Source organism: Faecalibacterium sp. PGM34, from assembly GCF_054456555.1.
In genome coordinates this window covers 2270368-2295094 of the sequence record NZ_CM136898.1, presented here as the reverse complement: position 1 = coordinate 2295094, position 24727 = coordinate 2270368, and the positions used below count along the sequence as shown (strand labels likewise).

The following is a 24727-nucleotide window of genomic DNA, read 5'->3' as shown; positions in this document are numbered from 1 at the left end:
CCTCCTCCTCCGGCTGTTCTCCTTCACAGCTATGATCCATGCGCCGCACAGGCAGTGTCCCGCTTCGTGTGCAAAAGGGCTCGTCCGGTATTCTGGACGAGCTTTTTTGCGTTCTGCAAGCTCTGTTTTGCCCGCAAAAGTGATACTTCAAAAATCAAAGTATGACCAATGCCCGAAAACGCTTGGCAATTTGTCTGTTTTTCCGCAAAGGGCAATTATAAAGTTTGGCGCGGCAGGGGTTTGTATTCTTGCGGGCTTTGTGGTAAAGTATATACAATCAATTTATAGGCAGCAAACATGAATGATTTTGATGCTGATTTGTATCGGATGCGTTAAGAGAAAAGGAGTTTGATTATGGCTTATTTCTACGAAGAACCCTCCCGCACCTTTGGCGAGTACCTGCTGGTCCCCGGCTATTCCTCTGCGGAGAATGTGCCCACGGCGGTCAGCCTGAAGACCCCGCTGGTCAAGTACCGCAAGGGGCAGGAGGAGTGCCCGCTGCAGATGAATATCCCCATGATCAGCGCCATCATGCAGTCGGTCTCCGGCGATAAGCTGGCCATTGCACTGGCTCGTCAGGGCGGCGTTTCCTTTATCTATGGCTCTCAGAGCATCGAGAGCGAGGCCGCCATGGTGCGCCGCGTCAAGAGCTTCAAGGCCGGTTATGTGGTGTCCGATTCCAATCTGGCTCCTACTGCCACCCTGCATGACGTGCTGGAGCTGAAGGCACGCACCGGCCACTCCACCATCGCCATCACTGCCGACGGCACTCCTAACGGCAAGTTGCTGGGCATTGTGGCCTCCCGCGATTACCGCATCAACCACACCCCGGACGATGCCTGTGTTACCACCTTTATGACCCCCATCGAAAAGCTGGTCACCGCTCCGGCCAACACCTCCCTGCACGACTGCAACAACATCATCTGGGATAACAAGATCAACACCCTGCCGCTGGTGGATGCCGAGGGCAACCTGGTGTATATGGTGTTCCGCAAGGACTACGATTCCCACAAGGCAAACGCCAACGAGCTGCTGGATAAGAACAAGAGCTATGTTGTAGGTGCCGGTATCAATACCCGCGACTACGCCCAGCGTGTGCCCGCACTGGTAGAGGCCGGTGTGGATGTGCTGTGCATCGACTCCTCCGAGGGCTATTCCGAGTGGCAGAGCCGCACCATCGGCTGGATCCGCGAGCACTACGGCGACACCGTCAAGGTGGGCGCCGGCAATGTGGTGGACGCCGAGGGCTTCCGCTTCCTCGCTGAGGCTGGCGCAGACTTCGTGAAGATCGGCATCGGCGGCGGCTCCATCTGCATCACCCGCGAGACCAAGGGCATCGGCCGCGGTCAGGCTACCGCTGTCATCGAGGTTGCCAAGGCTCGTGACGAGTACTACAAGGAGACCGGCATCTATGTGCCCATCTGCTCCGACGGCGGCATCGTTCACGACTACCACATCACCCTCGCACTGGCTATGGGCGCGGACTTTGTCATGCTGGGCCGCTACTTTGCCCGCTTTGACGAGAGCCCCACGAACAAGGTACGCATCAACGGCCAGTATATGAAGGAGTACTGGGGCGAAGGCTCCAACCGTGCCCGCAACTGGCAGCGCTATGACCTGGGCGGCTCCACCAAGCTGAGCTTTGAGGAGGGCGTGGACAGCTATGTGCCTTATGCCGGTCCTCTGGCAGACGGCGTGCAGACCACCCTGTACAAGGTGAAGAGCACCATGTGCAACTGCGGCGCTCTGTCCATCCCCGAGCTGCAGCAGAAGGCCAAGCTGACCGTTGTTTCCTCCACCTCCATCGTGGAGGGCGGCAGCCATGACGTTGTGCTGAAGAACGCCACCCCCAGCATCATGAACGGCTAAGCCTGTTCTGAAGCAAGCGATTGTTATAAACGCAGAGACCGCTGCACAGTGTTTGTGCAGCGGTCTTTTTGCGCGAAAATACTTGCACCGGCAGGGGAATCGTGCTATCATGATAGAAACGCTCTGTCATGACAGGACGGAGGATCCCCCTGCCGGGCAAGCGGCAGGCGGCGCGCAGTAGGGAAGAGCTGACGCCGGGTATAAATAGAGAGGAAAACATTCATGAACGAGATCAAGGTTGAGCCTTATATCCCCGATGAGGACTACGATAACCCCGCGATGGTGGTGGATTTTTACGAATTCACCATGGCAAACTGCCTGTTCCTGCATGGCTTTAAGAATACCACGCTGGTGTTTGATATGTTCTTCCGCAAAAACCCGGATAATCAGGGCTATTCCATCAGCGCAGGCCAGCGCAAGCTGACCCGCTTTTTGCTGGACTATCACTTCAACGAGCAGGATATCCACTGGCTGCGCACCAAGGGCATGAGCGAGGAGTTCTGCGAGTATCTGCGCACCTACAAGTGGAAGGGCGATATGTACGCCCTGCCCGAGGGCACGGTCTGCTACCCCCATGTGCAGATGGTGCGCATCGAGTGCGATCTGGTGGGCGCGATCCTTATCGAGACCTACCTGCTGCAGACCATGAACTTCCATAGCCTGATCGCCACTAAGGCCACCCGCGTTACCGGCCTGAACACCCACACCCCCCGCAACGTTATGGAGTTCGGCACCCGCCGTGCACAGGGCGAGAGCGCCGGAAACGATGGTGCTTACGCCGCAGTGCTGGGCGGCTGCATCGGCACGGCCAACTGTCTGGCCGAGATGAAGTTCGGCGCAGATGTCAAGGCTGTGGGCACCGTGGCACACAGCTTTATCGAGTTTTTCCCCACCGAATTTGATGCCTTCAAGGCCTTTGCCGATACCTACCCGGATTCGGTCAGCTTGCTGCTGGATACCTATAATATTATGGAGAGCGGCCTGCCCAACCTGATCAAGCTGGACGATTACCTTATTGAGAAATATCCCAACGACCCCAACCGCCGCGTCAAGAGCGCCCGCATCGACTCCGGCGACCTTGCCCGCGGCTCCAAGCGGCTGCGCAAGGCGCTGGATGCCGCTGGCAAGCCCTACATCAAGCTGGTGGCCTCCAACGGTCTGGATGAGAAGAAGATCGCCAACATGGAGCTGTACGAGCACGCACACTTCGACTCCTACGGCGTGGGCGAAAACCTGATCACCTCTGCCTCCGACCCCGTGTTCGGCGGTGTGTACAAGCTGGTGGCCGTGAAGAAGCCGGACGGCAGCTACACCCCCAAGATGAAGTGCTCGGACTCTGCCAGCAAGGCTATCATCCCGGGCAAGAAGATGCCGTGGCGTCTGTACGATGAAAACGGTCAGGCACAGTGCGACCTCATTGCCATGGACGGCGAGGTCATCGAGGCCGGTAAGCCGGTCACGATGGTCAATCTGGACTCGGATGCCATCGAGCGCACCATCACCTTTACCCCCACCGCTGTGCGCCCGCTGCTGGTGCCGCATATTCTGGGCGGTGAGCTGGCTATCGACCTGCCCTCCATTGCGGAGAAGAAGGCCTATATTGCAAAGCAGCTCACCGAGGAGACCTGGGAGAGCGAGCTGCGTCTGGAGTGCCCCCACAAGCACTACGTCAACATGACCCCCGCAGTGGCCGAGTGCCGCTCCCGGATGTACGCCGAGCTGCACGGCGGCAAGGTGTAAGCAGCACCGAATAAGCGGTTTTTCTTGACAAAACAGGGAAATTATTGTATCATAAAAGCCGCGATTTTAATAAAAATGTTAATACCACCAGATTGCGAATAGCAGGGTGGTTGTAATAATTTTTCCTCACACCTGTTATTCCCGGCTCCCTCTCAAGCCAGAGGGCAGCAGGGCTTTGTAAGCCGGGGCTGCGCCGCTGTGGTGAAATTGGCAGACACGAGGGACTTAAAATCCCTTTCTGGAGACAGAGTACGGGTTCGACCCCCGTCGGCGGCATGTAAAAGCCCAGAATCATTCGTTGATCCGAATGGTTCTGGGCTTTTCTTGCGCAGCTGCGGCTTTCTTACCGGGAACTGGAGCAGCTGGCCGCAAAAAAAGGCTGGACGCTGAAAAAGCTGTAAAAAACTTAAATTTCCCTCTTGCATTCTGGCCGATTCGTGCTATAATAGTAAGGCAATCGTTTCCAAGGCCGCTCGACGGGGTAGCCGATATTGAAGGTTGTGATGGGCACATACATTAAATATGGCCCCAATTTGTCAGAACCAGAATTGAGGTGAAAAGAATGAAACAGGGTATCCATCCGAACTACGTTGACTGCACCATTACCTGCGCTTGCGGTAATGTCATCAACACTCGTTCCACCAAGCCCGAGATCCACGTCGAAGTTTGCTCCAAGTGCCATCCTTTCTACACTGGCAAGCAGAAGCTGGTTGACACCGGCGGACGTGTTGAGCGCTTCAACAAGCGTTTCGGCCGTAAGTAATTATAGGCTATCTCATGCCGCTTCCTTCGGGAGGCGGCATTTTTGCGTTTTTCGCGGGCAAATATTTCGTTTTCCCACACAGGATTGTCTTAATTTAAACACATTTTCCATCTAAAATATAGCAGTTCCAAACCGGAAAGCGCTGGCTCTACGCCGCTTTCCGCAAAACAGCTTCTGAAACAAAGGAGAGTTTGCTGTGATCGAAGTTTCTCACCTGAGCAAGTCCTACGGCAGCCGCCCTGCCGTGCAGGATCTCTCGTTTACGGTGCCGGACGGCCAGATCTACGGCCTGCTGGGGCCCAACGGCGCGGGCAAATCCACCATTATGAATATCCTTACCGGCTATCTGGCACCCACCGAGGGCGAGGTAAAGGTGGCCGGGTTCCGTCTGCCGGAGCAGGCGCAGCGGGCCAAGGCCTGTGTGGGCTATCTGCCGGAGCAGCCGCCGCTCTACCCGGAAATGACCGTGCAGGAGTATCTGGACTTTGTGGCAGAGCTCAAGGGGGTAAAGCACGCGCAGCGCAAACAGCAGGTGCTGGCCGCTGCCCGCCGCACCGGGCTGGAAGAAGTGCTGCCCCGGGTCATCCGCAGCTTGTCCAAGGGCTACCGTCAGCGGGTGGGCATTGCACAGGCGCTGCTGGGCAGCCCGCAGCTTATTATTCTGGACGAACCCACCGTGGGTCTGGACCCCGCGCAGGTCATCGAGATCCGCAACCTCATCCGGGAACTGGGCAAGGCGCACACGGTCATCCTCTCCAGCCACATCCTCAGCGAGGTGCAGGCGGTGTGCCAGCAGGTGCTCATCCTTTCTAAAGGTCGTCTGGTGGCGGTGGGCAGCCCGGAGGAGCTGGGCGAGACCCTGAACCCGGGCAGCCGCCTGCGCGCTACCGCACAGGGCGAGACGGACACCGTGCTGGCCGCTGTGCGCAGCGTGCCGGGCATCTGCAAGGTAGAACTGGAAAGCGCCGCAGACGGTCAGGTCACCTTTACCGCCGAGAGCGAGGACGCCGCCGACCGCCGCGCTGCCGTGTCCCGGGCACTGACCGAGACCGGCTGCACCGTGCTGGCGCTTGCCGCCGAGAACCGCAGCCTTGAGGAGGTATTCCTTGCGCTGACCGAAAAAACGCCGGAGCAGGAAACCCCGGCAGAAGGGGAGGAAAACTGAGATGCTTGCCATCTTTAAACGAGAACTCCGCAGCTGCTTTCACGGCATGATCGGTGCGGTGCTTACCGCCTTTATGCTGGCGGCTACGGCTATCTACTTTGTGGCGCTGAATCTGGGCTACGGCCTGCCGGATTTTGGATACTATACGCTGTACCGCACCATTTTTGTGCTGCTGCTCTATATCCCGGTGCTCACCATGCGCTCCTTTGCGGAGGAACGCCACAGCCGCACCGACCAGCTGCTGCTCACAAGTCCGGTGTCAGTGGGCGGCATTGTGCTGGGCAAATACTTTGCTCTTTGCGTCATTTTTGCGTTGCCCTGCCTTGTGGATGCGGGCATGATCCTTGTGCTGAAGGTGCTGGGCGCTACCGGCACCAGCACGCTGGCCAACTTTTCCGCGCTGCTGTGCTATTACCTTATGGGCTGCGCCGCCATTGCCATCGGGGTGTTTCTTTCCAGCCTGACCGAAAACCAGATCATCGCCGCTGTGTCCGGTGTGGCGGCGCTGCTGCTGGCCTATATGATGCCCAGCCTGCGCACCATGTTCGCCACCGGCAGTGCGGTGGCGCTGGCGCTGTTCACCGCCGTTGCCGCTGTACTCAGTGTGGTGGCGGGGCTGCGCAGCAAAAGCTTTACGCTGGGCTGCCTTTCCTTTGCGGGGTGCTGCGTGGCACTTACGGCACTGTTTCTGCTCAAGAGCAGCTGGCTGACCGAGGCCTTCAGCGCCGTGCTCAGCGCGCTGTGCCTGTTTACCCCCTTTGAAGAATTTGTCAACAGCAGCTTTTCCATCCCCACGCTGGTCTACTATCTGACCGTGGCGGCGGTGTTCCTGTTTTTTACCGCACAGGGACTGGAAAAGCGCCGCTGGAACTGAGAGGAGGCCACAACGATGAAATGGAACAAGAACGCATCCTCTCAGAAAGGCAGGGTGTTCCGCAGCGGGCTGCTGTCCACCTCTATGCTGGCGGCAGTGCTGGTGCTGGCGGTGCTGCTCAACCTGCTGGTGCGGGCCATCCCTGCAAAATATACCGAGTTCGACCTCTCCGAGGCCAAAATGTACACCCTGAGCGACAGCACCAAAGCACTGGTGGAAGGGCTGGAAAAGGATGTGCACATCTATTACCTCTGTGAGACCGGCAGCGAGGATGCTATCATCACAAAGCTGCTGGATCATTACGCTGCCGAGAGCGGGCACCTGAGCTGGGAACAGAAGGACCCCACCCTGTACCCTACCTTTGCCGCAAAGTACGGTGCAGAGAATGTTTCCAGTGGCAGTCTGATCGTTACCTGCGGGGAGAACAGCACCGTGCTGGGTGCCGCCGACCTGTACGAGTATGACTATACCGATTACTACACCACCGGCTCTGCCAGCGTGACCTTTGGCGGCGAAAAGCAGATCACCTCTGCCATCTATAAGCTCACTGCAGCCGGGCAGAGCCACGCCTACTATACCACCAACCACGGCGAGCAGACCCTGACCGACTCCCTGACCGATGCGCTGGACGCCCAGAATATCGACGCTCAGCCGCTGGATCTGCTCACAAGCACCATCCCGGAGGACTGCGACCTGCTCATCATCAACGCACCCACCACCGATTTTACCGCAGGGGACGGCCTTGTGGATGAGGTGAGCCAGCTGCAAGATTATCTGGCGGCGGGCGGCAAGCTGCTGCTGACCAGCAGCGTCTACGCCCAGACCCCGCAGCTGGATGCCGTGCTGGCGCAGTTCGGCCTTGCCCGCGCAGAGGGCATGGTGGTGGAGGGCGACAGCAGCAAGGCACTGTATAACTCTGCATGGTCGCTGCTGCCGGACTACGGCACGCCCACCGAGAGCACCGCGCTGAACGGCGTGAATACCGGCACCCATGTCATGCTGTCGGTGGCGCAGGGCATCACGGTCACCGAGACCGAGGATGTTACCGCCGAGCCGCTGCTGAACAGTTCCTCCTCTGCCTATGCCAAGGCGGATATCAACGACCTTACCACCATGGAGCGGGAGGACGGAGACACAGACGGCCCCTTTGCACTGGCTGTCTGGGCACGGAACGAGGATACCGGCGCCGAGGTCCTCTGGATCGGCTGTCCCAACATGGATAACGAGCAGCTTTATCAGTCCATGCCCGGCAACCTGACCTTTTTGCAGGGCTGCGCTGCCTCGCTGGTAGGGCAGGATGTCCTTGTGGACACCAAGACGCTGGAAGCCGAGCCCATCACGGTGGCGGGCTCCGCTGCCGCAGCACTGGGGCTGACCTTCGTGTTCGTGCTTCCGGCGGCGGTGCTCATCGCCGGGGCAGTGGTGGTGCTGCTGCGCCGCCGCAGATAAGGAGACCGCCATGAAAACAAAACAGCGTGTCCTGCTGGCGTTGCTGGCAGCGGCAGTGCTGCTGGGCGCAGCGCTGTGGGCGGTGACCCGCAGCAACGCCAAGGCCGAGCAGGCCGCCAGTGCCGCCGCCGAGGGAAGCATCCCGCTTTCCGGCTTTGCCGCCGAGGACTTAGAGCAGATCGAGTACACCTATAACGGCGAGACCTACACCCTGCAATATTCTGGCGGCAGCTGGCAGTTGGCGCAGGACCCCGCCTATCATCTGGACGAGAGCGCCTGTAACACCATGCGTACCGCCCTGATGGCACTAGCTGCCAAGCGCAGCCTGACACCGCAGGCAGGGGAGGACTACGGTCTGGACAGCCCGCAGCTTACTGTTACGGTAACGGCGGCAGGGCAGAGCACCACCCTGACCTTCGGGGCAGAAAACCCGGTCACCGGGGATCTCTATGTGCAAAAAGCCGGGGACGATGCCATTTATACCGTCAGCGGCAACAAGGCCGCCTGTTTTCAGCTGGATAAGGCCGGGCTCTTCGGCAGCTTCTGCCCAACCGGACTCACGGCATCGGCCATCACACAGGTGGCCTATACGCTGGCCGACGGCAGCTCCGTCACCCTGAACGCCGTCAGCGAGCCGACCGACAGCATGGACGCGGACAGCGCTTCTTCCGCTGCCTACGAGACGGTGTGGCGACTGGCCTCTGACTCCGCCGCCAGCCTTGCGCAGGATAAGGTGCAAAGCCTGCTGTCTGCCTTGTGCACCTACGTTACCGCCCAAGCCACGGACGCCGACCTTGCTGCCTGCGGTTTTGATGCACCGGTGTTTACCGCCACGGTCACCAGCGAGGACGGCTCTGCCGTGCAGCTGGCCTACGCCTGCGGTACGGACGGGTGGCATCTGCAAGTTGGGGACGATACCTCGGTATACACAGTGGATACAAGCACTGTGCAGGCGCTTCTGCTGACGGAAAACGACTTGAAAACGCAGGAATAATTGCTTTTGTACGCTGTGCCGAAACCAAGGCGCAGCGTATATTTTTTTGCAGCTTTTTATAAAGTTTCGGCAAACATCGGTAGAGTGATTGACAATCCGACTGTGATTGTTTATTATAAACCGTGACAGGGTAAGTTCGCCGCGCAAAATCATGCTGCTGCGCGGGGCAGAACGCCCCTTATACGCAAAAAAGATGGGGCAGGTTCCCTGTCTTTTTTCGTATCTGAGAACAAGGAGGATAACATATAAAATGGACAACTCGGTGGTCGTTTCACTGCGGGATATCGTAGTGGAATTTGATGGACAGCGCATTCTGGATGGGCTGAATCTGGATATCCATGATAAGGAGTTCGTGACGCTGCTCGGTTCCTCCGGCTGCGGCAAAACCACCACCCTGCGCCTGATCGCAGGTTTTCTGGAGCCGAACGCCGGCAAGGTGCTGCTGAAAGGGGAGGACATTACCGGTGTGCCGCCCTACAAGCGCCCGGTGAATACCGTGTTCCAGAAATACGCGCTGTTCCCGCACCTGAATGTGTTCGAGAACGTGGCCTTTGGTTTGCGGCTCAAAAAGCTGGACGAGGACACCATCCGCCGCAAGGTGCGCGATATGCTGGAGGTCGTGGGCTTGAAGGGCTTCGAGCGCCGCAGCATCAGCCAGATGTCCGGCGGTCAGCAGCAGCGCGTGGCCATTGCCCGCAGTCTGGTCAACGAGCCGGAGATCCTGCTGCTGGACGAGCCGCTGGGCGCGCTGGATCTGAAGCTGCGCAAGGAGATGCAGCTGGAGCTCAAGCGGCTGCAGCGCGAGATGAACATCACCTTTATCTATGTCACCCACGATCAGGAGGAAGCACTTACCATGTCCGATACCGTCGTGGTCATGAACGGCGGCAAGGTGCAGCAGATCGGCACCCCGGAGGATATCTATAACGAACCGAAAAACGCCTTTGTGGCAGACTTTATCGGCGATTCCAACATCGTGGACGGCGTGATGCACAAGGACTTTCTGGTGTCCTTCTCCGGTGTGGACTTCCCCTGTGTGGACCGCGGCTTTGCCCGGGAGCAGAGCGTGCAGGTTGTGGTGCGCCCGGAGGATATCGAGGTGGTCTCCCCCGTGGAGGGCCAGCTTGTGGGCGTGGTGAACGATGTCATCTTCAAGGGCGTGCACTTTGAAATGCACGTCGAGTGCGAGGGCCGCGAGTGGCTGATCCACTCCACCCGCGCCTGCACCCCCGGCGAGACCATTGGTATGCGCGTCGGCCCCAACGAGATCCATATCATGGCGCGGAGCGAGGGGTGATGTGCCATGAAGATTTATGATAAAAAGCTGGCCTATCCGTACTTTGTATGGATGGTGCTGTTTACCGTTGTGCCCTTGTTCATTGTGGTGTACTACGCCATGACCGACGCCGATGGCAACTTTACCCTGAATAACCTCACCTCCATCAGCGGCTACGGCTCGGTGTTTGCCCGCAGCCTGCTGCTGGCGCTGATCGCTACGGTCATCTGCCTTGTCATCGCCTTCCCAGTGGGATATTTTTTGTCCCGTCTGCGGGTGAACAAGCAGCACATCATGCTTATGCTGGTCATGCTGCCCATGTGGATGAACTTTTTGCTGCGTACCTACGCATGGATGGGGCTGCTCAGCGTCAACGGCCCGGTGAACACCCTGCTGGGCTTTATCGGCCTTGGCCCCTATACTATGCTCAACACCTCCGGCGCGGTGGTGCTGGGCATGGTGTATAACTATGTGCCCTACATGATCCTGCCGCTGTACACCAGCATGACCAAGATCGACCAGAGCCTTGTGGAGGCTGCGCAGGACCTTGGCGCCAACACCACCAAGACCCTTGTGCGGGTGCTCATCCCCATGAGTGTGCCGGGCATCAGCACCGGCATTACCATGGTGTTCGTGCCGGCGGTGTCTACCTTTGTCATCAGCCGTATGCTGGGCGGCGGCTCCAACCTGCTGATCGGTGACCTGATCGAGATGCAGTTTTTGGGCAACAGCTACAACCTGAATGTCGGTTCTGCCATGAGCTTGGTGCTGATGATCATCGTGCTGCTGTGCATGAGCTTTACGTCCAGCTTTGACGAGGATGAAATGGAGGGCGTATCCTGATGAAAACAAAACATCTGCGCCTGATGCAGCGGGTCTACATCATCCTGTTCTTCTGCTTCATGTATCTGCCCATTGCCTACATGATCGTGTTCAGCTTCAACCAGAGCAAGGGCTATTCGCTGTTTACCGGCTTTACCCTCAAGTGGTACCGCAGTCTGTTCACGAATGCGTCCATCCTCCATGCGCTGTGGGTGTCCGTTGAGGTAGCAGTGCTGTCTGCCATCATCGCCACGGTGCTGGGTACGGCTGCCAGCCTTGGCATTGCCTCCATGAGCCGCAAAAGCCGCCTGCTGGTGACCAACATCACTTACATCCCGGTGGTCAACCCGGAGATCATCACCGGCATCTCCCTGATGCTGCTGTTCGTGGCCTACCAGCGCTTTGCCGCGCAGTCCGCATGGCTGCCGGACAACATCATGGGGCTGCCCACGCTGCTCATTGCGCATATCGCGTTCAACGTGCCCTACGTTATCTTTAACGTAAGCCCCAAGCTCAAGCAGCTGGATATCAAGCTGTACGAGGCAGCGCTGGATCTGGGCTGTGACCCCCGGCAGGCCTTCTTCAAGGTCATTCTGCCGGAGATCAGCCCCGCCATCCTCTCTGCCTTCCTCATCTGCCTGACCTATTCTATTGATGACTTCATGATCTCCTACTTCAACTGCGGCACGGTGGAGACCCTGCCCATTGCCATCTACTCCATGACCCGCAAAAAGGTCAGCCCGGAGATCTACGCGCTGTCCACCATCATGTTTGTGGTCATCCTCAGCGTCATTCTGGTGTCCAATGCCATGGAGAGCCGCAGCTACCGCAAGGATCAGAAAACGCTGCGAGAGGAGGGCGCATGATGAAACGCATTGCTGCATTGCTGCTGACGCTGGCTGTGGCGCTGTGCGCCGCATTGCCGGTGTTTGCCGCCGGTACGATCGAGGTGACCGAGGACGTGTCGGTGTCGGACGCTTACGACTGGACCCGCTTCAAGGGGCAGAACGTCACCCTGAACGTCTACAACTGGGGCGAGTACATCTCCAACGGCTCGGACGACAGCGTGGACGTGGTGGCCGCCTTTGAAAAGCTGACCGGCATCAAGGTGAACTACACCACCTTCGACTCCAACGAGTCCCTGTACGCCAAGCTCAAGTCCGGCGCGGCCAACTACGATGTGATCATCCCATCCGACTACATGGTGGCAAAGATGATCAACGAGGGGATGCTTGCACCCCTTGACTACGACAATATCCCCAATTTCCAAAAGATCGATGCGGGCTACCGCAACCCGGATTACGACCCGCAGAACGCCTACACCGTGCCCTATATGCTGTGCACCACCGGCATCATCTACAACACCACCATGGTAGACGAAGCCCCTACCTGCTGGGCAGACCTGTGGGACGAGCAGTACGCGGGCAACATCCTGATGTTCAACAACAGCCGCGATGCCTATGCCATCGCTGCATTTAAGAGCGGCCACAGCATCAACCCCGCCACCCCGGAAGAGGTGGACGAGGTGGTAGAAGAGCTCAAGGCACAGAAGCCACTGGTGCAGGCCTATGTCATGGACGAGATCTTTGATAAGATGATCGGCGGCGAGGCGGCCATCGGCGTGTACTACTCCGGCGATGCCATTACCATGATCGATGATAACCCGGATCTTGCGTGGGTGTTCCCGGAGGAGGGCAGTGTGCTTTCGGTGGACTGCATGGCTGTGCCCGCCGCCAGCGAGCACAAGGAAGCCGCTGAGATGTTCATCAACTTCATGTGCGAGACCGACATCGGCAAGGCCAACAGCGAGTACATCGGCTACACCACCCCCATGCACGATGTATGGGAGGTGCTGGACGAGGAGCTGAAAACCAGCGAAATCGCCTACCCGTCTGAGGAGGACGCCGCCCGCGAAAAGGTGTTCACCGCCCTGAGCGACGAGGTGAACAGTGAACTGGACCTGAAGTGGAGCGAGATGAAGAGCTACGATGAAGGCGGCGGCAGCTACCTGTTTTTGATGCTGCTGCTGGCTATGCTGGCACTTGCCTGCTTCAATATCTGGCGCAAAGTGCGCAGAAAGACCCGCAATCAGTATTGATCGTTTTGCCAAGGCTGCCGTCCCGGACGTGGTGCGGCGGCCTTTTTCCGATAGGAGGGAAAGACTATGGAACAGTTTTATTATCAAGGTACTGCCGTGGTAGAAAATGCCGATGCAGACTGCCACAGCCTGCTCAAGGCCAGTGCGCTGCTGCGCTATGTGGAGCAGATTTCTTCCATGCACGCCCGCCACTTTGGCATGGACGATAAGTTCTTTGAGGATCACGGCGTAGCGTTTCTGGTGGGCAAGCAGGCGCTGCGGTTCAGCCGCGTGCCCCGCCGTGGCGAGACTTTGAACCTTTGCTCCCGCTCAGAGAAGAGCCTCCGCGGCTCCATTAAGCGCGTCACCACCCTTACGGACGAAGCCGGGCAGGAAGTAGCCATGGTGGACAGCCGCTGGATCATGTCCAGCCTTGAGGATGGGCATATCCTGCGTCAGCCGGGCTGGACGGTAGAGGGATACTGGAACGAGACGGTGGAAGAAGAGCTGCCCCTTTTGCTGCATAAGCGCCGGGACAGCCTGACCAGCGCCGGTCTGGTTACGGCGCGCTACTCCCAGTGCGACCTGCACTACCACATCAACAACGCCTTTTATCTGGATATCGTCTGTGACGCACTGCCGCAGGAGATCATGCGCGATCATGTTGTGAAGTTTGCCTCCATCAATTACCACCGCGAAGTCCCCATGGGGCAGCAGGTGGAGGTGTTCTACACGCCTTCGGATGATGGCTGGTACTTTATTGCCAAGCACGCAGACAAAACGGCTTTCGAGTGCTATCTGGAACTGGAGCCGGTCAAACAGTAAGTGCCCGGAGGAAAAATGCCTATGTCCAAGACTAAGGAGCTGTTCGGCACCTTTTTTAAGATCGGTGCCTTTACCTTTGGCGGCGGCTATGCCATGGTGGCGCTGCTGGAGCACGAATTTGTAGAGGAAAAGCGCTGGCTCACCCGGGAGGAGTTTCTGGATATGGTCGCCATTGCCGAGTCCACTCCCGGCCCTGTGGCGGTGAACAGCGCCACCTACATCGGCTATAAGCTGGCTGGTGTTGCCGGTGCGGCGGCTTCTACTTTGGCGGTATGCCTGCCGTCCTTTACAGTCATCTACCTTATTTCGCTCTTCTTCGACCGCTTTTTGCAGCTGACAGTGGTAGCGAATGCCTTTAAGGGCATTCAGGCCTGTGTCATCTACCTGATTCTGTCCGCAGGGGTCAAGATGCTCAAAAACTTGCATCGCACCCCCTTCAACACGGCAGTGGTGGTGACGGTGCTGGCGGCCATGGTGGGCTGCTCTGTGCTGGCGGTAAAGTTTTCCTCCATCTGCTGCATCCTACTTTGCGGCACAGCCGGGGTGCTGGCCTATGCGGTAGGGCAGGGGAAGAAAGGCGGCACAAAATGATTTTGTTAGAGCTTTTGTGGAACTTTCTTGTCATCGGTGCGGTGTCCTTTGGCGGCGGCTACGGCATGATCTCGCTGGTGCGGGAAACGGTGCTGGGGCACGGCTGGCTGACCGAGAGCGAGTTTCTCAGCTTTATCGCGGTGTCAGAGTCTACGCCCGGCCCGCTGGCGGTGAACATGGCTACCTTTATCGGCGCTTCGCAGGCGGGGCTGGCAGGCTCCTTTGCGGCAACGGTGGGGGTGGTGCTGCCCTCCTTTGTCATCATCCTGCTCATTGCAGCGGCGCTGCACAGCCTGATGAAGTACGCCGGGGTCAACGCCTTTCTGGCCGGGGTGCGCCCCTGTGTGGTGGCTATGATCTTAGCCACCGCCTGCACCATGGGGCTTTCCACGCTGGGGGGCTTTACCGCCCTTTCCGGCGGCTTTGCCCCGGATGTGCGTGCGCTGGCAGTGTTTGCCCTTTTGGGCATCCTGCATTTTGCCTATAAAAAGAAAACGCAGAAAGCGCCGTCCCCCATCGGGATGATCCTGCTTTCTGCGGTGCTGGGCGCGGTGCTGTGGAGCATCTGACCCGGAAAGAGAGGTTGACACAATGAACATTACCGTGTATCTGGGCGCAAGCCTTGGCACCGACCCTGCATTGCCGCAGGCTGTGCAGCAGTTGGGGCGCTGGATCGGCGAAAGCGGCAACGCGCTGGTATACGGCGGCAGCAAAAGCGGACTGATGGGCCTTTTAGCCGACAGCGTACTGGCTGCAGGCGGCAAGGTGACCGGTGTAGAGCCCAAGTGCTTTCTGGACGCAGAGCTGCAGCACGAGGGGCTGACCGAGTTGATCGTGACCGAGGACATCCCCGCCCGCAAGACCAAAATGATCGAACTGGGCGATGCCTTTATCGCATTCCCCGGCGGCACAGGCACGCTGGAGGAGATCACCGAGGTCATCAGCAAGCTGTCGCTGGGACAGCTGGATGCACCCTGCATCCTCTACGACCTGAACGGCTACTACCAGCCCCTGCACCAGCTTTTGCAGCAGATGATCGCCATGGGGCTTTCCACCCCGGCGCGGCAGCGGAATGTCGCCTTTGCAGCTGATCTTGCCCAGATCCGCGCAATTCTTGAAAAATAGAAATAAGGATCCGGTTAAATGCAAAAAGCCCGTTGCACAAAACGATGTGCAATGGGCTTTTGCTATCCGGTTATGTACGCTGTGCGCGCTAAACTCAGGCGGCAGTGGTGGAAGCAGCCTCAGAAGAAGCAGCCTCGCTGACAGCGGCCTCAGAGGAAGCAGCCTCGGAAGATGCAGCCTCAGAGGAAGCGGCCTCGCTGGAAGCGGCCTCAGAAGAAGCAGCCTCGGAAACAGCGGTGGTGCTTGCGGAAGCAGCCTCAGAGGTGGAGGAAGCAGCAGCGGTAGAAGTACCACCGCAGGCGGTCATGCCAGCAGCCAGAGCCAAAGCGACAACAGCGATGCAAATATTCTTGAGTTTCATATCAATAATCTCCTTGTTTTTCCTATGTGTGTTTAGCAGCGGACACTCCGTAGCACCTCACTGCGATGCTATATTCTAGTCCGTTTTTGAAAAAAATCAAGAGGTTTTTGGTCGAAAGTTATAATCTATGTAAAGAATCCGCATAGTTGTCATAAAGTTTCGCCAAAAGTCAAAGACTTTTTGGTAAAAATAAAGCCCGGGATAGCGCCTATATCGCCGGGCGGGGAACACAAAAATAGAAAAACTTGAAATAATCTATCACAAATCCTTTTTATTGGACTGCAAATGTGGATAATAGAGGCATGGCGAGGGACGGACATCCCCCGAAAGGCTGAACAACAAAAACATTTGTGGAGGATAACACGATGAAAGACTTTGATTTTGGCTACTTTGGCACCGGCGACGAGGGCTATGCCCAGTACATGACCGCATTCGAACGCAATTTCAGCACGGACAGCACCGACAGCTTTGCGTCCGATGACGCAGACTGCGATGCAGACAGCTGCGACAGCAGCGAGGACGATTTCTAAGCTTGCACCTTTTTGCCCGTTTGTGCATACAACGGGCAAAGGGGGAATGCGGCTTGAACCGGATCGTTTTCACACTTGGGATCTGGCTGTTCCCGGCGGCGTGCACCGCGCTGGGAGCGGCAGGGGTGTTTTTGCTGCGCAGGCAGACAAGACCGGCTACCCGGCGCATCCTGTGCGGGATGGCGGCGGGCATCATGCTGGCGGCCAGCGTGTGGAGCCTGCTGCTTCCGGCCATTGCCCGGTTGCAGGGCGGGGCGGCATGGGTGCCCCCGGCGCTGGGGCTTATTTTAGGCGCTGTGGGGCTTTTGCGGCTGGAAGATGCCGCCGGGCAGCTGCTGGCTGGCGGTCCCGGGCATTGCGGGCGTATGGTGCTGGCGGTCACCCTGCACAACCTGCCGGAGGGCATGGTGGTGGGGCTGGCTGCGGCGCTGGCGCTGCACGGGGACGCGGATGCCGTAAGCGGCGCGCTGGCGCTGAGCCTTGGCATCGGCTTGCAGAACATCCCGGAGGGGGCGGCGGTCAGTCTGCCGCTGACCCAGAGCGGGCGCACCCGGGGGCAGTCCTTTGCCGCCGGTGCGGCCTCCGGTCTGGTGGAGCCCCTGGGCGCGGTGCTGGCCTTTGTGCTGGCCGAGTGGGTAGGCGCAGCGCTGCCGTGGCTTATGAGCGCGGCGGCGGGCTGTATGGTGTGTGTGACCGCACAGGAGATGATCCCTGAGGCGGTGGAACCGGATGAAGTGGCCGGTGTCATCAGCATCGTGCTGGGCTTTGCGCTGATGATGGCATTGGATGTGGCCCTGTGATATAGTAAAAGCAATGCCGGACAGACCTTTTGGCCTGCCCGGCATTGCTTTTATGCAAAAAGGATTTATATCGTCTGCGGCTGCTTCTGGCGCAGATGCCGCCGCACCACCAGCAGGCAGCCGAGATGCACCAGCGCGGTCAGTGCCCAGCTGATGGGGTAGCTGATGTACAGCATAAAGGGGGTGCGGTTCAGCTGGAAAATGGTAGCGATCCACACCAGCCGCAGCGCGCACACACCCACAAGGCTTACCACCATGGGCAGTACGCTGTACCCCAGCCCGCGCAGGCTGCTGGCCAGCACGTCCATAATGCCGCACAGCAGGTAAAAGCCGCAGATCAGGCGCAGCCGCTCAGCGCCGGTGGCGATGACCGCGGCGTCCGAGGAGTAGAAGCGCAGCAGCTGGTGTCCCGCCAGCGCTGCGCCGCCACCCAGTACAAGGCCGGTGACCACGGCACACAGCAGACAGTTGCGGATCACCCGGTCAAGGTTGTGGTACTTGCGTGCGCCGATGTTCTGGCTGGTAAAGGTGACCGCGGCCTGCGCAAAGGCGTTCATGGCAGTATACACAAAGCCCTCCAGATTGGAGGAGGCAGAGTTGCCCGCTACCACCATGGAGCCGAAGGAGTTGATGGAGGACTGGATGACCACGTTGGAAAGGCTGAACACCGTGCTTTGCAGCCCGGCAGGCAGGCCGATAAGCAAGATCTGCTTCAGCGTCCCGGCGTGGAAGGTAAGCCGCCGCAGGTCCAGCCGCAGTGCGCCCTCCTCCCGGACGAGCATCCCGGTCACCAGCAGCGCAGACACGGTCTGGCTGATAATGGTAGCCAGTGCCACGCCCGCCACACTCATGGAAAAGCCGATGACAAAGACCAGATTCAGCACCACGTTGATGACACCGGCAGCGGCCAGACAGTACAGCGGGCGCTTGGTGTCGCCCACGGCCCGCAGCAGCGCACTGCTGAAGTTGTACAGCATGGTCATGGGCATTCCGATAAAATAGATCTTCAGGTACAGGGTGGAAAGGCCGATCACGTCCTCCGGGCAGCTCATCAGCTCCAGCAGGCCGCGCGCGGCGCAAAAGCCCACCACCGCCAGCAATACGCCGCTGACTAAACCCAGCGCCACGGCGGTGTGCACCGTATCCTGTACGCCCTTTTCGTCCCGGGCGCCAAAGCACCGGGCTGCCACCACGTTGGCACCCAGCGAAAGCCCGACGAACAGATTGACCAGCAGATTGATCAACGCACCGTTGGAGCCGACGGCAGCCAGCGCCGTGCTGCCCGCAAAGCGCCCCACCACCACAACGTCGGCGGCATTGAACAGCAATTGCAGAATGCTGGATGCCGCCAGCGGCACGGAAAACAAGATGATTTTTTGCAGCATGGGCCCGCTGGTCAGGTCTGCGGAACGGCTGGTCGTAGCCATGAGTTATCTACCTCCTATAGTTAGAAGCCGTTTTCATAAGCGTTGCACACCGCTCGAACGGTCTTTTTGCTCGCATACTGCGTTGCTTTCCCTTGCAATCCACCAAGGATTGCTGCGGAAAATCGCCTTGTCTGCGGGCAAAAACTCCCGTCGTTCGGCACACCCCGCTTATGAAAACAGCTTCTAAGCCTTGTGTGAACATAGCAATTGTCTATTATAACGCGATATTAGGTAAAAAACAAGAGGTAAAGCGCCCTATTCTCTCCCAAAGCGGCAAATATCGCCCGCCGGGCGCAGCCTGCAATTGAAAAATGCTGCCCATACTGCTATAATAAGGCGGTACACCCGTAGAAAACGGAGGAAGTTCTATTTATGTATCGAAATCGGATCAAACGGCTGCTGGATATTTTTCTGTCGGCCTGCGGCATCCTGTGCCTTTCGTGGCTGCTGCTGCTTCTGGCTGTTGCCATCAAGCTGGACTCTCCAGGGCCAGTGTTTTTCCGGCAGAAGCGTGTGGGCATCGGCAAGCGGCATTTCCAGATCCTCAAGTTCCGCACCATGCGCATCGACACCCCGCACGATATGCCCACTCATCTGCTGCACGACCCGGAGCAGTATATCACCCGCATGGGGCGTTTTCTGCGCAAGACCAGTCTGGACGAGCTGCCCCAGCTGTGGAATATCCTTGTGGGGGATATGGCGGTCATCGGCCCGCGCCCGGCACTGTGGAACCAGTATGACCTGCTGGCCGAGCGGGATAAGTACGGCGCAAACGATGTGCGCCCGGGGCTGACCGGCTGGGCGCAGATCCATGGCCGGGACGAGCTGGAAATTGCCGAAAAGGCAAAGCTGGACGGCTGGTATGTGGAGCACATCAGCTTTGGGCTGGATGTGAAGTGCTTCTTTGGCACCATTACCGCCGTGCTCAAGCATGACGGCGTAGTGGAGGGCGGCACCGGCACCCTGCACGATGAAAAATGATCTATTATATGGAGACACCGGAGCTTCGGCCGAAGCTCCGGTGTCTCCATTTTTACACAAAGCACAGCACAGACCGGCTGAAATTGGCATATCTCTTGATTTATCCCCTGAAAAGCGTATAATAAAACAGTACACAAGACGTTAAAGGAGGATTCCTGTATTATGGAACGCACCTATATCAATGAGGCTCAAAAGGCCATCGGCGGCACGGTGAAGGTGCAGGGCTTTATCGAGAACCTGCGCAACAGCAAGTATATGGCATTTATCGTGCTGAAGGATATTACCGGCAAGCTGCAGATCACGGTGGAAAAGGCCGACCACCCTGAGCTGGTGGATACCATCGACCAGCTCACCCCGGACTCTGTCATCACCGTCACCGGCAAGGTGATGGAGAACGACTACGTCAAGATGGGCGGCGTGGAGATGATTCCCGAGAGCATCGAGGTGGAGAGCACCGCCAATGCACTGCCCATCGTCCGCAAGGAGATCGCAGCCACCAAGAAAAAGAAGGCTGTGGAGCGCTCCAGCATCGACCAGCGCATCGACTACCGCTGGATCGACCTGCGCACCGACGAGAACCAGCTGATGTTCAAGGCACAGAGCTGCTTCGTCAACGCCATGCGCAAGTTCCTGCTGGACCGCAACTTCATCGAGATCCACACCCCCAAGCTGATCGCTGCTGCCAGCGAGAGCGGCTCTGAGGTGTTCAAGGTGGACTACTTCGACCGCAATGCCTATCTGGCACAGAGCCCTCAGTTCTATAAGCAGATGGCTATGGCTGCCGGCTTTGAGCGTATCTTCGAGACCGGCCCCGTGTTCCGCGCCGAGAAGAGCTACACCAACAAGCACGCTACCGAGTTCTCCGGCTTCGATCTGGAGTTCAGCTACATCACCTCCTTCAAGGACGTGATGAAGATGGAAGAGGAGCTGCTGACCGCCGGTCTGCAGGCCGTTAAAGAGAACTACGGCGAGCAGATCAAGGAGCTGTTCGGGCAGGAAGTCATCGTGCCCACTACCCCGTTCCCGGTGGTCAAGCTGGCTGACCTGTACAAGGCTCTGGAGGAAGAGTTCGGCTATACCGTGGACGAGAGCGAGAAGGGCGATCTGACCACCGAGGCCGAGCGCCTGAGCTACGACTGGGTCAAGAAGCACTACGGCCACGAGTTCCTGTTCATCACCGATTACTCTGCCGAGAAGCGCGCTTTCTACCACATGCGTGATGAGAACGGCGTGCCGCAGGGCTACGACCTGATCTGGCGCGGTGTGGAGATCACCACCGGTGCCCAGCGTGAGCACCGCTACGAGGTGCTGAAGAAGCAGGCCGAGGAAAAGGGTCTGGCCGAGGACGTCAAGTTCTATCTGGAGTTCTTCCAGTACGGCTGCCCGCCCCATGGCGGCTTCGGTCTGGGCATCGACCGCCTGACCATGCTGCTGTGCGGCCTGAGCATCAAGGACGCCGAGTTCCTGTTCCGCGGCCCCAACCGCCTGACCCCGTGATTTTATAAAACTTTTCCGAGAGCTGCTGTGTTTTGCACGGCAGCTCTTTTTGTTGAACGATTAAAAAAACGCTCGCCCTCTCAGTCAAATCCGCAAGACTTGCGCTCTATTTGGAAACTGTACCGTTACTGCAAAAAAGCTCCCCCTCCGTGAAAAAGCAATTCAGGAAAATCCGCAGATTTTCCTGAATTGCAATTATAAAAATATTTTCCGCTAAAGATGCCCAGAGCAAAGCGGAGGGCATTCAAAACGGTTCCGGCATAATAAGCGCTCCCTTTTCATACGATACAACGAGCACACCCACCCCTACGGGCGCGGTGCGCAGCGCAACAGGAAGGGGAGAAGGACCTTGGAGAAACAGGAACAGAACAGCATCTGTCGCGAGATCGGCGCACGCACCGGCGGGGATATCTACATCGGTGTGGTGGGGCCGGTGCGCAGTGGCAAATCCACCTTTATCAAGCGGTTCATGGAGCAGCTGGTGCTGCCCGCCATGTCCGGCTCTGCCGCCGCCCGGGAGCGTGCCCGGGACGAGCTGCCGCAGTCGGCGGCGGGGCGCACCATCATGACCACCGAGCCGAAATTCATCCCGGAGACTGCCGTGCCCTTGCAGCTGGAGGGCGGCGGAGCGTGCCGGGTGCGGCTGATCGACTGCGTGGGCTACATGGTGGAAGGTGCCATGGGGCACGAGGAGGACGCAAAGCCCCGCATGGTCAAAAGCCCGTGGTTCGAGCAGGAGGTGCCCTTTGACCTTGCCGCAGAGACCGGCACCCGCAAGGTGATCTGCGAGCACTCCACCATCGGGGTGGTGGTAACTACGGACGGCTCAGTCAGCGATATCCCCCGGGCGGGCTACGCAGAAGCGGAAAGGAGGGTCATCACGGAGCTGGAAGCGCTGGGCAAGCCCTATATCATTCTGCTCAACAGCACCCACCCGGACGCGCCGGAGACCCGGCAGCTGGCCGAGGGCATGGCGCGGGACTACCGCCGCACCGTGCTGCCGGTAAGCTGCGTGGACTTGGATGCCGCCATGCTGGGGGAGATCCTGCGGCGGGTGCTGTACGAGTTCCCGGTGCAGGAGCTGGATTTTGCCCTGCCCCGTTGGGTGACCATGCTGGAGCCCGGGCACTGGCTGCAAACACAGGTATATGCAGCTGCCATGCAGCTGGCAGAGCGGGTGTCCCGCATGAAGGATCTGCCAGCCGGAACAGACGCACCTGCGCTGGAATGCGATGCTGTGCAGCGCTCGGCAGTGGCGGGGGCAGACCTTGCGGCCGGCAGTGTCCGGGTAAGCGTGGAGTTGAAGCCGGAGATTTTTTATCAGGTGCTCAGCGAGCAGACCGGGCTGGACATCGGGGACGAGGCGGGGCTGATGCCCTGCATCATGGAACTTGCCCGGGCAAAACGCGCCTACGAGAAGGTGCGCAGCGCCTTGGAGCAGGTGGAGGCCACCGGCTACGGCATCGTGATGCCCTCCATCGACGAGCTGCATCTGGAGCCGCCGGAGATCGTGCATCAAGACGGGCGCTGCGGCGTCCGGCTGCAAGCCTGTGCGCCCTCTATCCAGATGATGAAAGCCACCATCCACACCGAACTGAGCCCCATCGTGGGCACCGAGAAGCAGAGCGAGGACTTGGTGCAGAGCCTGCTGGCCGACTTTGCGGACGACCCGGTGCAGCTGTGGGAGTCCAACATCTTCGGCAAAAGCCTGCACGAGCTGGTGAACGACGGCTTGCAGAACAAGCTGCTCCACATCCCGCAGGAAGCCCGCACCCGCCTGCAGGAAACGCTGGAGCGGGTCATCAACGAGGGTTGCACCGGACTGATTTGTATCCTGATCTAGGGCGTATCTGAAAAAATCCCCGCCCGCCGTAAGGTTTGCTTACAGTGGGCGGGGATCGTTCTGCCTTATTTTTCTTCCTCGGTCAGCTTGTTGATCAGCAGCTGATAGATTTCGTTGCCCTTCAGGATGAACTGTTTCTTCACCAGCTCGGCGCTCAGCCGGTCGGGCGCACCCAGTTCCAGACAGAACAGCTCGCTGTCCAGCCCCTTTACGGTGCAGCGCACGGTGCAGTGGCCGTCCGCCTTTTCGGTAATGCGGGCGCTGTACTTGGCCTCCTTGCGGGCCCATGTCTGGCAGCGCAGCACAGCAGCCACCGCCCGCTCCCGCACGGTGCGGGGCAGGTCGTAGGCCAGCTCCTGCGCCACCTTGCGGCCCTTGTCGGTAATGGCGTAGCTGTCGCCGGTCAGGGTGACCAGTTCCTGTTTTGTGATATCGTCCAGACAGGAGCCGATCTCAAAATAGTTGACAAGGGCTTCCTCCATCAGGGCGTTCTCGATCTCTTGCCGGGTAATGGGACCGGCGTTTTTCACCAGATAGCACAATAGCAGCCGGATCTCGGTGCTGCTGGTCAGGCCGCCGGGACGGACACCGGCGGTAAAAGCATCATTGGCGCTCATCGTTCCTTACATCCCCCTTGCGCTTTCACATGGTATCAAAGGTCTGCGCCGCTGCCAAAAGGGCGGGCAGCGGGCAGACAAAAACTCTTTCTATTAGTATAAAGGCTTTCAGCCCGGATTGCAAGCCGCAACGGCAAAATCTGTCTCAATGCGCTTGGGGCATTCCGGTGTGGAGTACACCCACCGGTCCAGATGTCCCTCGGTGATGAAGTACCGCAGCTCAAACCGGTGGGGCTGGCTCAGGGCGTGGTTCACGATGACCAGCTTGATCTTCATCTTCTCCGGCAGAATATTTTTGATGTAGACGCTTACCGCCTGCCCGGGCGCAAGGCCGGAGCAGCTCTCCGCAAGCCCCGCAAGGTTCGGCGCAATTTCCACAAAGGTGCCGTATTCCTCCACGCTGCGCACGATGCCCACCACCGTTTCGCCCACGGTGAACCGGGCAGCGTTCTCTGCCCATGTGCCCAGCAGCTCCCGGATGGTCAGCACAAAGCGCCCCTGCGCGTCCCGGTTTTTGATGGCGCACAAGATCTGCTGCCCTACGCTTACCCGGTCGGCAGGGGAGGAGATGCGGCTTACCGACATACAGTCGATGGGCAGCAGGGCGCTGATGCCGCAGCCCACGTCACAAAACGCACCGAACGGTTCGATGTGGGTCACCGTGCAGGGCAGGATATCCCCGGGCGAGAGGGTGTCCAGATACTCTGCCTTGCACAGCTGTTGTGCTTTGGCGCGGGAAAGCCGGTAGCAGGGCGCGCCGTCCTCGTCCGTGTCCAGCCCCTCAATGACAAAGCAGGTGGGGCGTCCCACCCGGGTCAGCACCGCAATATCCCGCACGTTGCCGGTCTCGGCACCGTCTGCGCACTGGGCAAAGGGCATTACCGCCTTTACCCCGCCCAGCTCAAACCGCAGCTGCCGCCGGGTGTCAAAGGCAAGGGCGGTGGCTTGCAAAATCTCGCCGCTGGCCATGGCAGCCCGCAGCTCGGCAGGAGAAAGGCGGGCGGCAGAACGGTAACTGTTTTCAGTACGATAAGCTTGCATCATGTTTCATTCCTCTTTCTATATGGTTTTCGGGTCTCTGTGCGATGCTACAACGATATG

At 58.7% G+C, this 24727-nt stretch carries 24 protein-coding genes and 1 tRNA gene; 21 read left to right on the top strand and 4 right to left on the bottom strand.

Annotation, left to right across the window (positions count from 1 at the left end; genetic code table 11):
- The first annotated feature begins 354 nt into the window (after positions 1–354).
- From ACXPUX_RS10970 to ACXPUX_RS10895, 16 genes are all read left to right on the top strand, one after another.
- Positions 355–1869, top strand: coding sequence for an IMP dehydrogenase (locus ACXPUX_RS10970; protein ID WP_458828322.1), 1515 nt, complete (start codon positions 355–357; stop codon positions 1867–1869).
- Positions 1870–2091: 222 nt separating this feature from the next.
- The gene (locus ACXPUX_RS10965) at positions 2092–3609 is read left to right on the top strand and encodes a nicotinate phosphoribosyltransferase (RefSeq protein WP_249241933.1); all 1518 of its coding nucleotides are present in this window, start codon (positions 2092–2094) and stop codon (positions 3607–3609) included.
- 192 nt (positions 3610–3801) lie between these two features.
- Positions 3802–3885 (top strand) — tRNA-Leu (locus ACXPUX_RS10960).
- A 286-nt stretch (positions 3886–4171) separates the two neighbouring features.
- The gene (gene rpmE / locus ACXPUX_RS10955; RefSeq protein ID WP_112091087.1) at positions 4172–4372 is read left to right on the top strand and encodes a 50S ribosomal protein L31; all 201 of its coding nucleotides are present in this window, start codon (positions 4172–4174) and stop codon (positions 4370–4372) included.
- A 196-nt stretch (positions 4373–4568) separates the two neighbouring features.
- Positions 4569–5537, top strand: a complete 969-nt coding sequence (locus ACXPUX_RS10950; RefSeq protein WP_458828321.1) for an ABC transporter ATP-binding protein — start codon at positions 4569–4571, stop codon at positions 5535–5537.
- Position 5538: 1 nt separating this feature from the next.
- Entirely contained in the window at positions 5539–6411 is an 873-nt protein-coding gene (locus ACXPUX_RS10945; protein WP_458828320.1) for an ABC transporter permease, read from the top strand.
- A 15-nt stretch (positions 6412–6426) separates the two neighbouring features.
- Positions 6427–7860 (top strand): Gldg family protein, encoded by a 1434-nt coding sequence (locus ACXPUX_RS10940; protein ID WP_458828319.1) that lies wholly within the window; start codon positions 6427–6429, stop codon positions 7858–7860.
- Positions 7861–7870: 10 nt separating this feature from the next.
- On the top strand, positions 7871–8854 hold the full coding sequence (locus tag ACXPUX_RS10935; protein ID WP_458828318.1) for a DUF4340 domain-containing protein: 984 nt from the start codon (positions 7871–7873) through the stop codon (positions 8852–8854).
- A gap of 250 nt (positions 8855–9104) precedes the next feature.
- On the top strand, positions 9105–10151 hold the full coding sequence (gene potA, locus ACXPUX_RS10930) for a spermidine/putrescine ABC transporter ATP-binding protein (protein ID WP_458828317.1): 1047 nt from the start codon (positions 9105–9107) through the stop codon (positions 10149–10151).
- A 6-nt stretch (positions 10152–10157) separates the two neighbouring features.
- Positions 10158–10973 carry an ABC transporter permease gene (locus tag ACXPUX_RS10925; protein ID WP_458828316.1) on the top strand — a complete coding sequence of 272 codons (816 nt, stop codon included), beginning with the start codon at positions 10158–10160 and terminating at the stop codon, positions 10971–10973.
- The gene (locus tag ACXPUX_RS10920) at positions 10973–11818 is read left to right on the top strand and encodes an ABC transporter permease (protein WP_249248648.1); all 846 of its coding nucleotides are present in this window, start codon (positions 10973–10975) and stop codon (positions 11816–11818) included. Before ACXPUX_RS10925 ends, ACXPUX_RS10920 begins: the two co-directional genes overlap by 1 nt.
- Positions 11818–13050, top strand: a complete 1233-nt coding sequence (locus ACXPUX_RS10915; protein WP_458831234.1) for an ABC transporter substrate-binding protein — start codon at positions 11818–11820, stop codon at positions 13048–13050. Before ACXPUX_RS10920 ends, ACXPUX_RS10915 begins: the two co-directional genes overlap by 1 nt.
- A gap of 66 nt (positions 13051–13116) precedes the next feature.
- On the top strand, positions 13117–13854 hold the full coding sequence (locus tag ACXPUX_RS10910; RefSeq protein WP_458828315.1) for an acyl-[acyl-carrier-protein] thioesterase: 738 nt from the start codon (positions 13117–13119) through the stop codon (positions 13852–13854).
- Positions 13855–13875: 21 nt separating this feature from the next.
- Positions 13876–14445 carry a chromate transporter gene (locus tag ACXPUX_RS10905; protein ID WP_458828314.1) on the top strand — a complete coding sequence of 190 codons (570 nt, stop codon included), beginning with the start codon at positions 13876–13878 and terminating at the stop codon, positions 14443–14445.
- Positions 14442–15014 carry a chromate transporter gene (locus tag ACXPUX_RS10900; RefSeq protein ID WP_458828313.1) on the top strand — a complete coding sequence of 191 codons (573 nt, stop codon included), beginning with the start codon at positions 14442–14444 and terminating at the stop codon, positions 15012–15014. Before ACXPUX_RS10905 ends, ACXPUX_RS10900 begins: the two co-directional genes overlap by 4 nt.
- A gap of 22 nt (positions 15015–15036) precedes the next feature.
- On the top strand, positions 15037–15570 hold the full coding sequence (locus ACXPUX_RS10895) for an LOG family protein (RefSeq protein ID WP_458828312.1): 534 nt from the start codon (positions 15037–15039) through the stop codon (positions 15568–15570).
- A gap of 94 nt (positions 15571–15664) precedes the next feature.
- On the opposite strand, the gene ACXPUX_RS10890 is transcribed toward ACXPUX_RS10895, so the two are convergent.
- Positions 15665–15931 carry a hypothetical protein gene (locus tag ACXPUX_RS10890; RefSeq protein WP_458828311.1) on the bottom strand — a complete coding sequence of 89 codons (267 nt, stop codon included), beginning with the start codon at positions 15929–15931 and terminating at the stop codon, positions 15665–15667.
- A gap of 365 nt (positions 15932–16296) precedes the next feature.
- On the opposite strand from ACXPUX_RS10890, the gene ACXPUX_RS10885 reads away from it, so the two are divergent.
- Together ACXPUX_RS10885 and ACXPUX_RS10880 are read left to right on the top strand one after the other, a co-directional pair.
- Entirely contained in the window at positions 16297–16461 is a 165-nt protein-coding gene (locus ACXPUX_RS10885; protein WP_179859788.1) for a hypothetical protein, read from the top strand.
- A 179-nt stretch (positions 16462–16640) separates the two neighbouring features.
- The gene (locus ACXPUX_RS10880) at positions 16641–17261 is read left to right on the top strand and encodes a ZIP family metal transporter (RefSeq protein WP_458831232.1); all 621 of its coding nucleotides are present in this window, start codon (positions 16641–16643) and stop codon (positions 17259–17261) included.
- A 65-nt stretch (positions 17262–17326) separates the two neighbouring features.
- Here the strand turns inward: ACXPUX_RS10880 and ACXPUX_RS10875 are convergent, their stop codons facing one another.
- Positions 17327–18688, bottom strand: a complete 1362-nt coding sequence (locus ACXPUX_RS10875; protein WP_458828310.1) for an MATE family efflux transporter — start codon at positions 18686–18688, stop codon at positions 17327–17329.
- A gap of 372 nt (positions 18689–19060) precedes the next feature.
- Here ACXPUX_RS10875 and ACXPUX_RS10870 point away from each other — a divergent pair, with 372 nt between their 5' ends.
- The 3 genes from ACXPUX_RS10870 to spoIVA all read left to right on the top strand — a co-directional run bounded on the left by ACXPUX_RS10870 (position 19061) and on the right by spoIVA (position 23009).
- On the top strand, positions 19061–19669 hold the full coding sequence (locus ACXPUX_RS10870; protein WP_055184686.1) for a sugar transferase: 609 nt from the start codon (positions 19061–19063) through the stop codon (positions 19667–19669).
- Positions 19670–19831: 162 nt separating this feature from the next.
- On the top strand, positions 19832–21166 hold the full coding sequence (aspS, locus tag ACXPUX_RS10865; RefSeq protein ID WP_458828308.1) for an aspartate--tRNA(Asn) ligase: 1335 nt from the start codon (positions 19832–19834) through the stop codon (positions 21164–21166).
- Between the two features lie 349 nt (positions 21167–21515).
- Positions 21516–23009 (top strand): stage IV sporulation protein A, encoded by a 1494-nt coding sequence (gene spoIVA / locus ACXPUX_RS10860; RefSeq protein ID WP_458828307.1) that lies wholly within the window; start codon positions 21516–21518, stop codon positions 23007–23009.
- Positions 23010–23074: 65 nt separating this feature from the next.
- Here the strand turns inward: spoIVA and ACXPUX_RS10855 are convergent, their stop codons facing one another.
- Both ACXPUX_RS10855 and ACXPUX_RS10850 read right to left on the bottom strand, forming a co-directional pair.
- Complete coding sequence (locus ACXPUX_RS10855; RefSeq protein ID WP_112090083.1) at positions 23075–23626, bottom strand: DUF4364 family protein; 552 nt, start codon at positions 23624–23626, stop codon at positions 23075–23077.
- A 108-nt stretch (positions 23627–23734) separates the two neighbouring features.
- A complete protein-coding gene (locus ACXPUX_RS10850; RefSeq protein ID WP_458828306.1) occupies positions 23735–24670 on the bottom strand; it encodes a S1 RNA-binding domain-containing protein in 936 nt (311 codons plus the stop codon).
- Positions 24671–24727 lie beyond the last annotated feature (57 nt).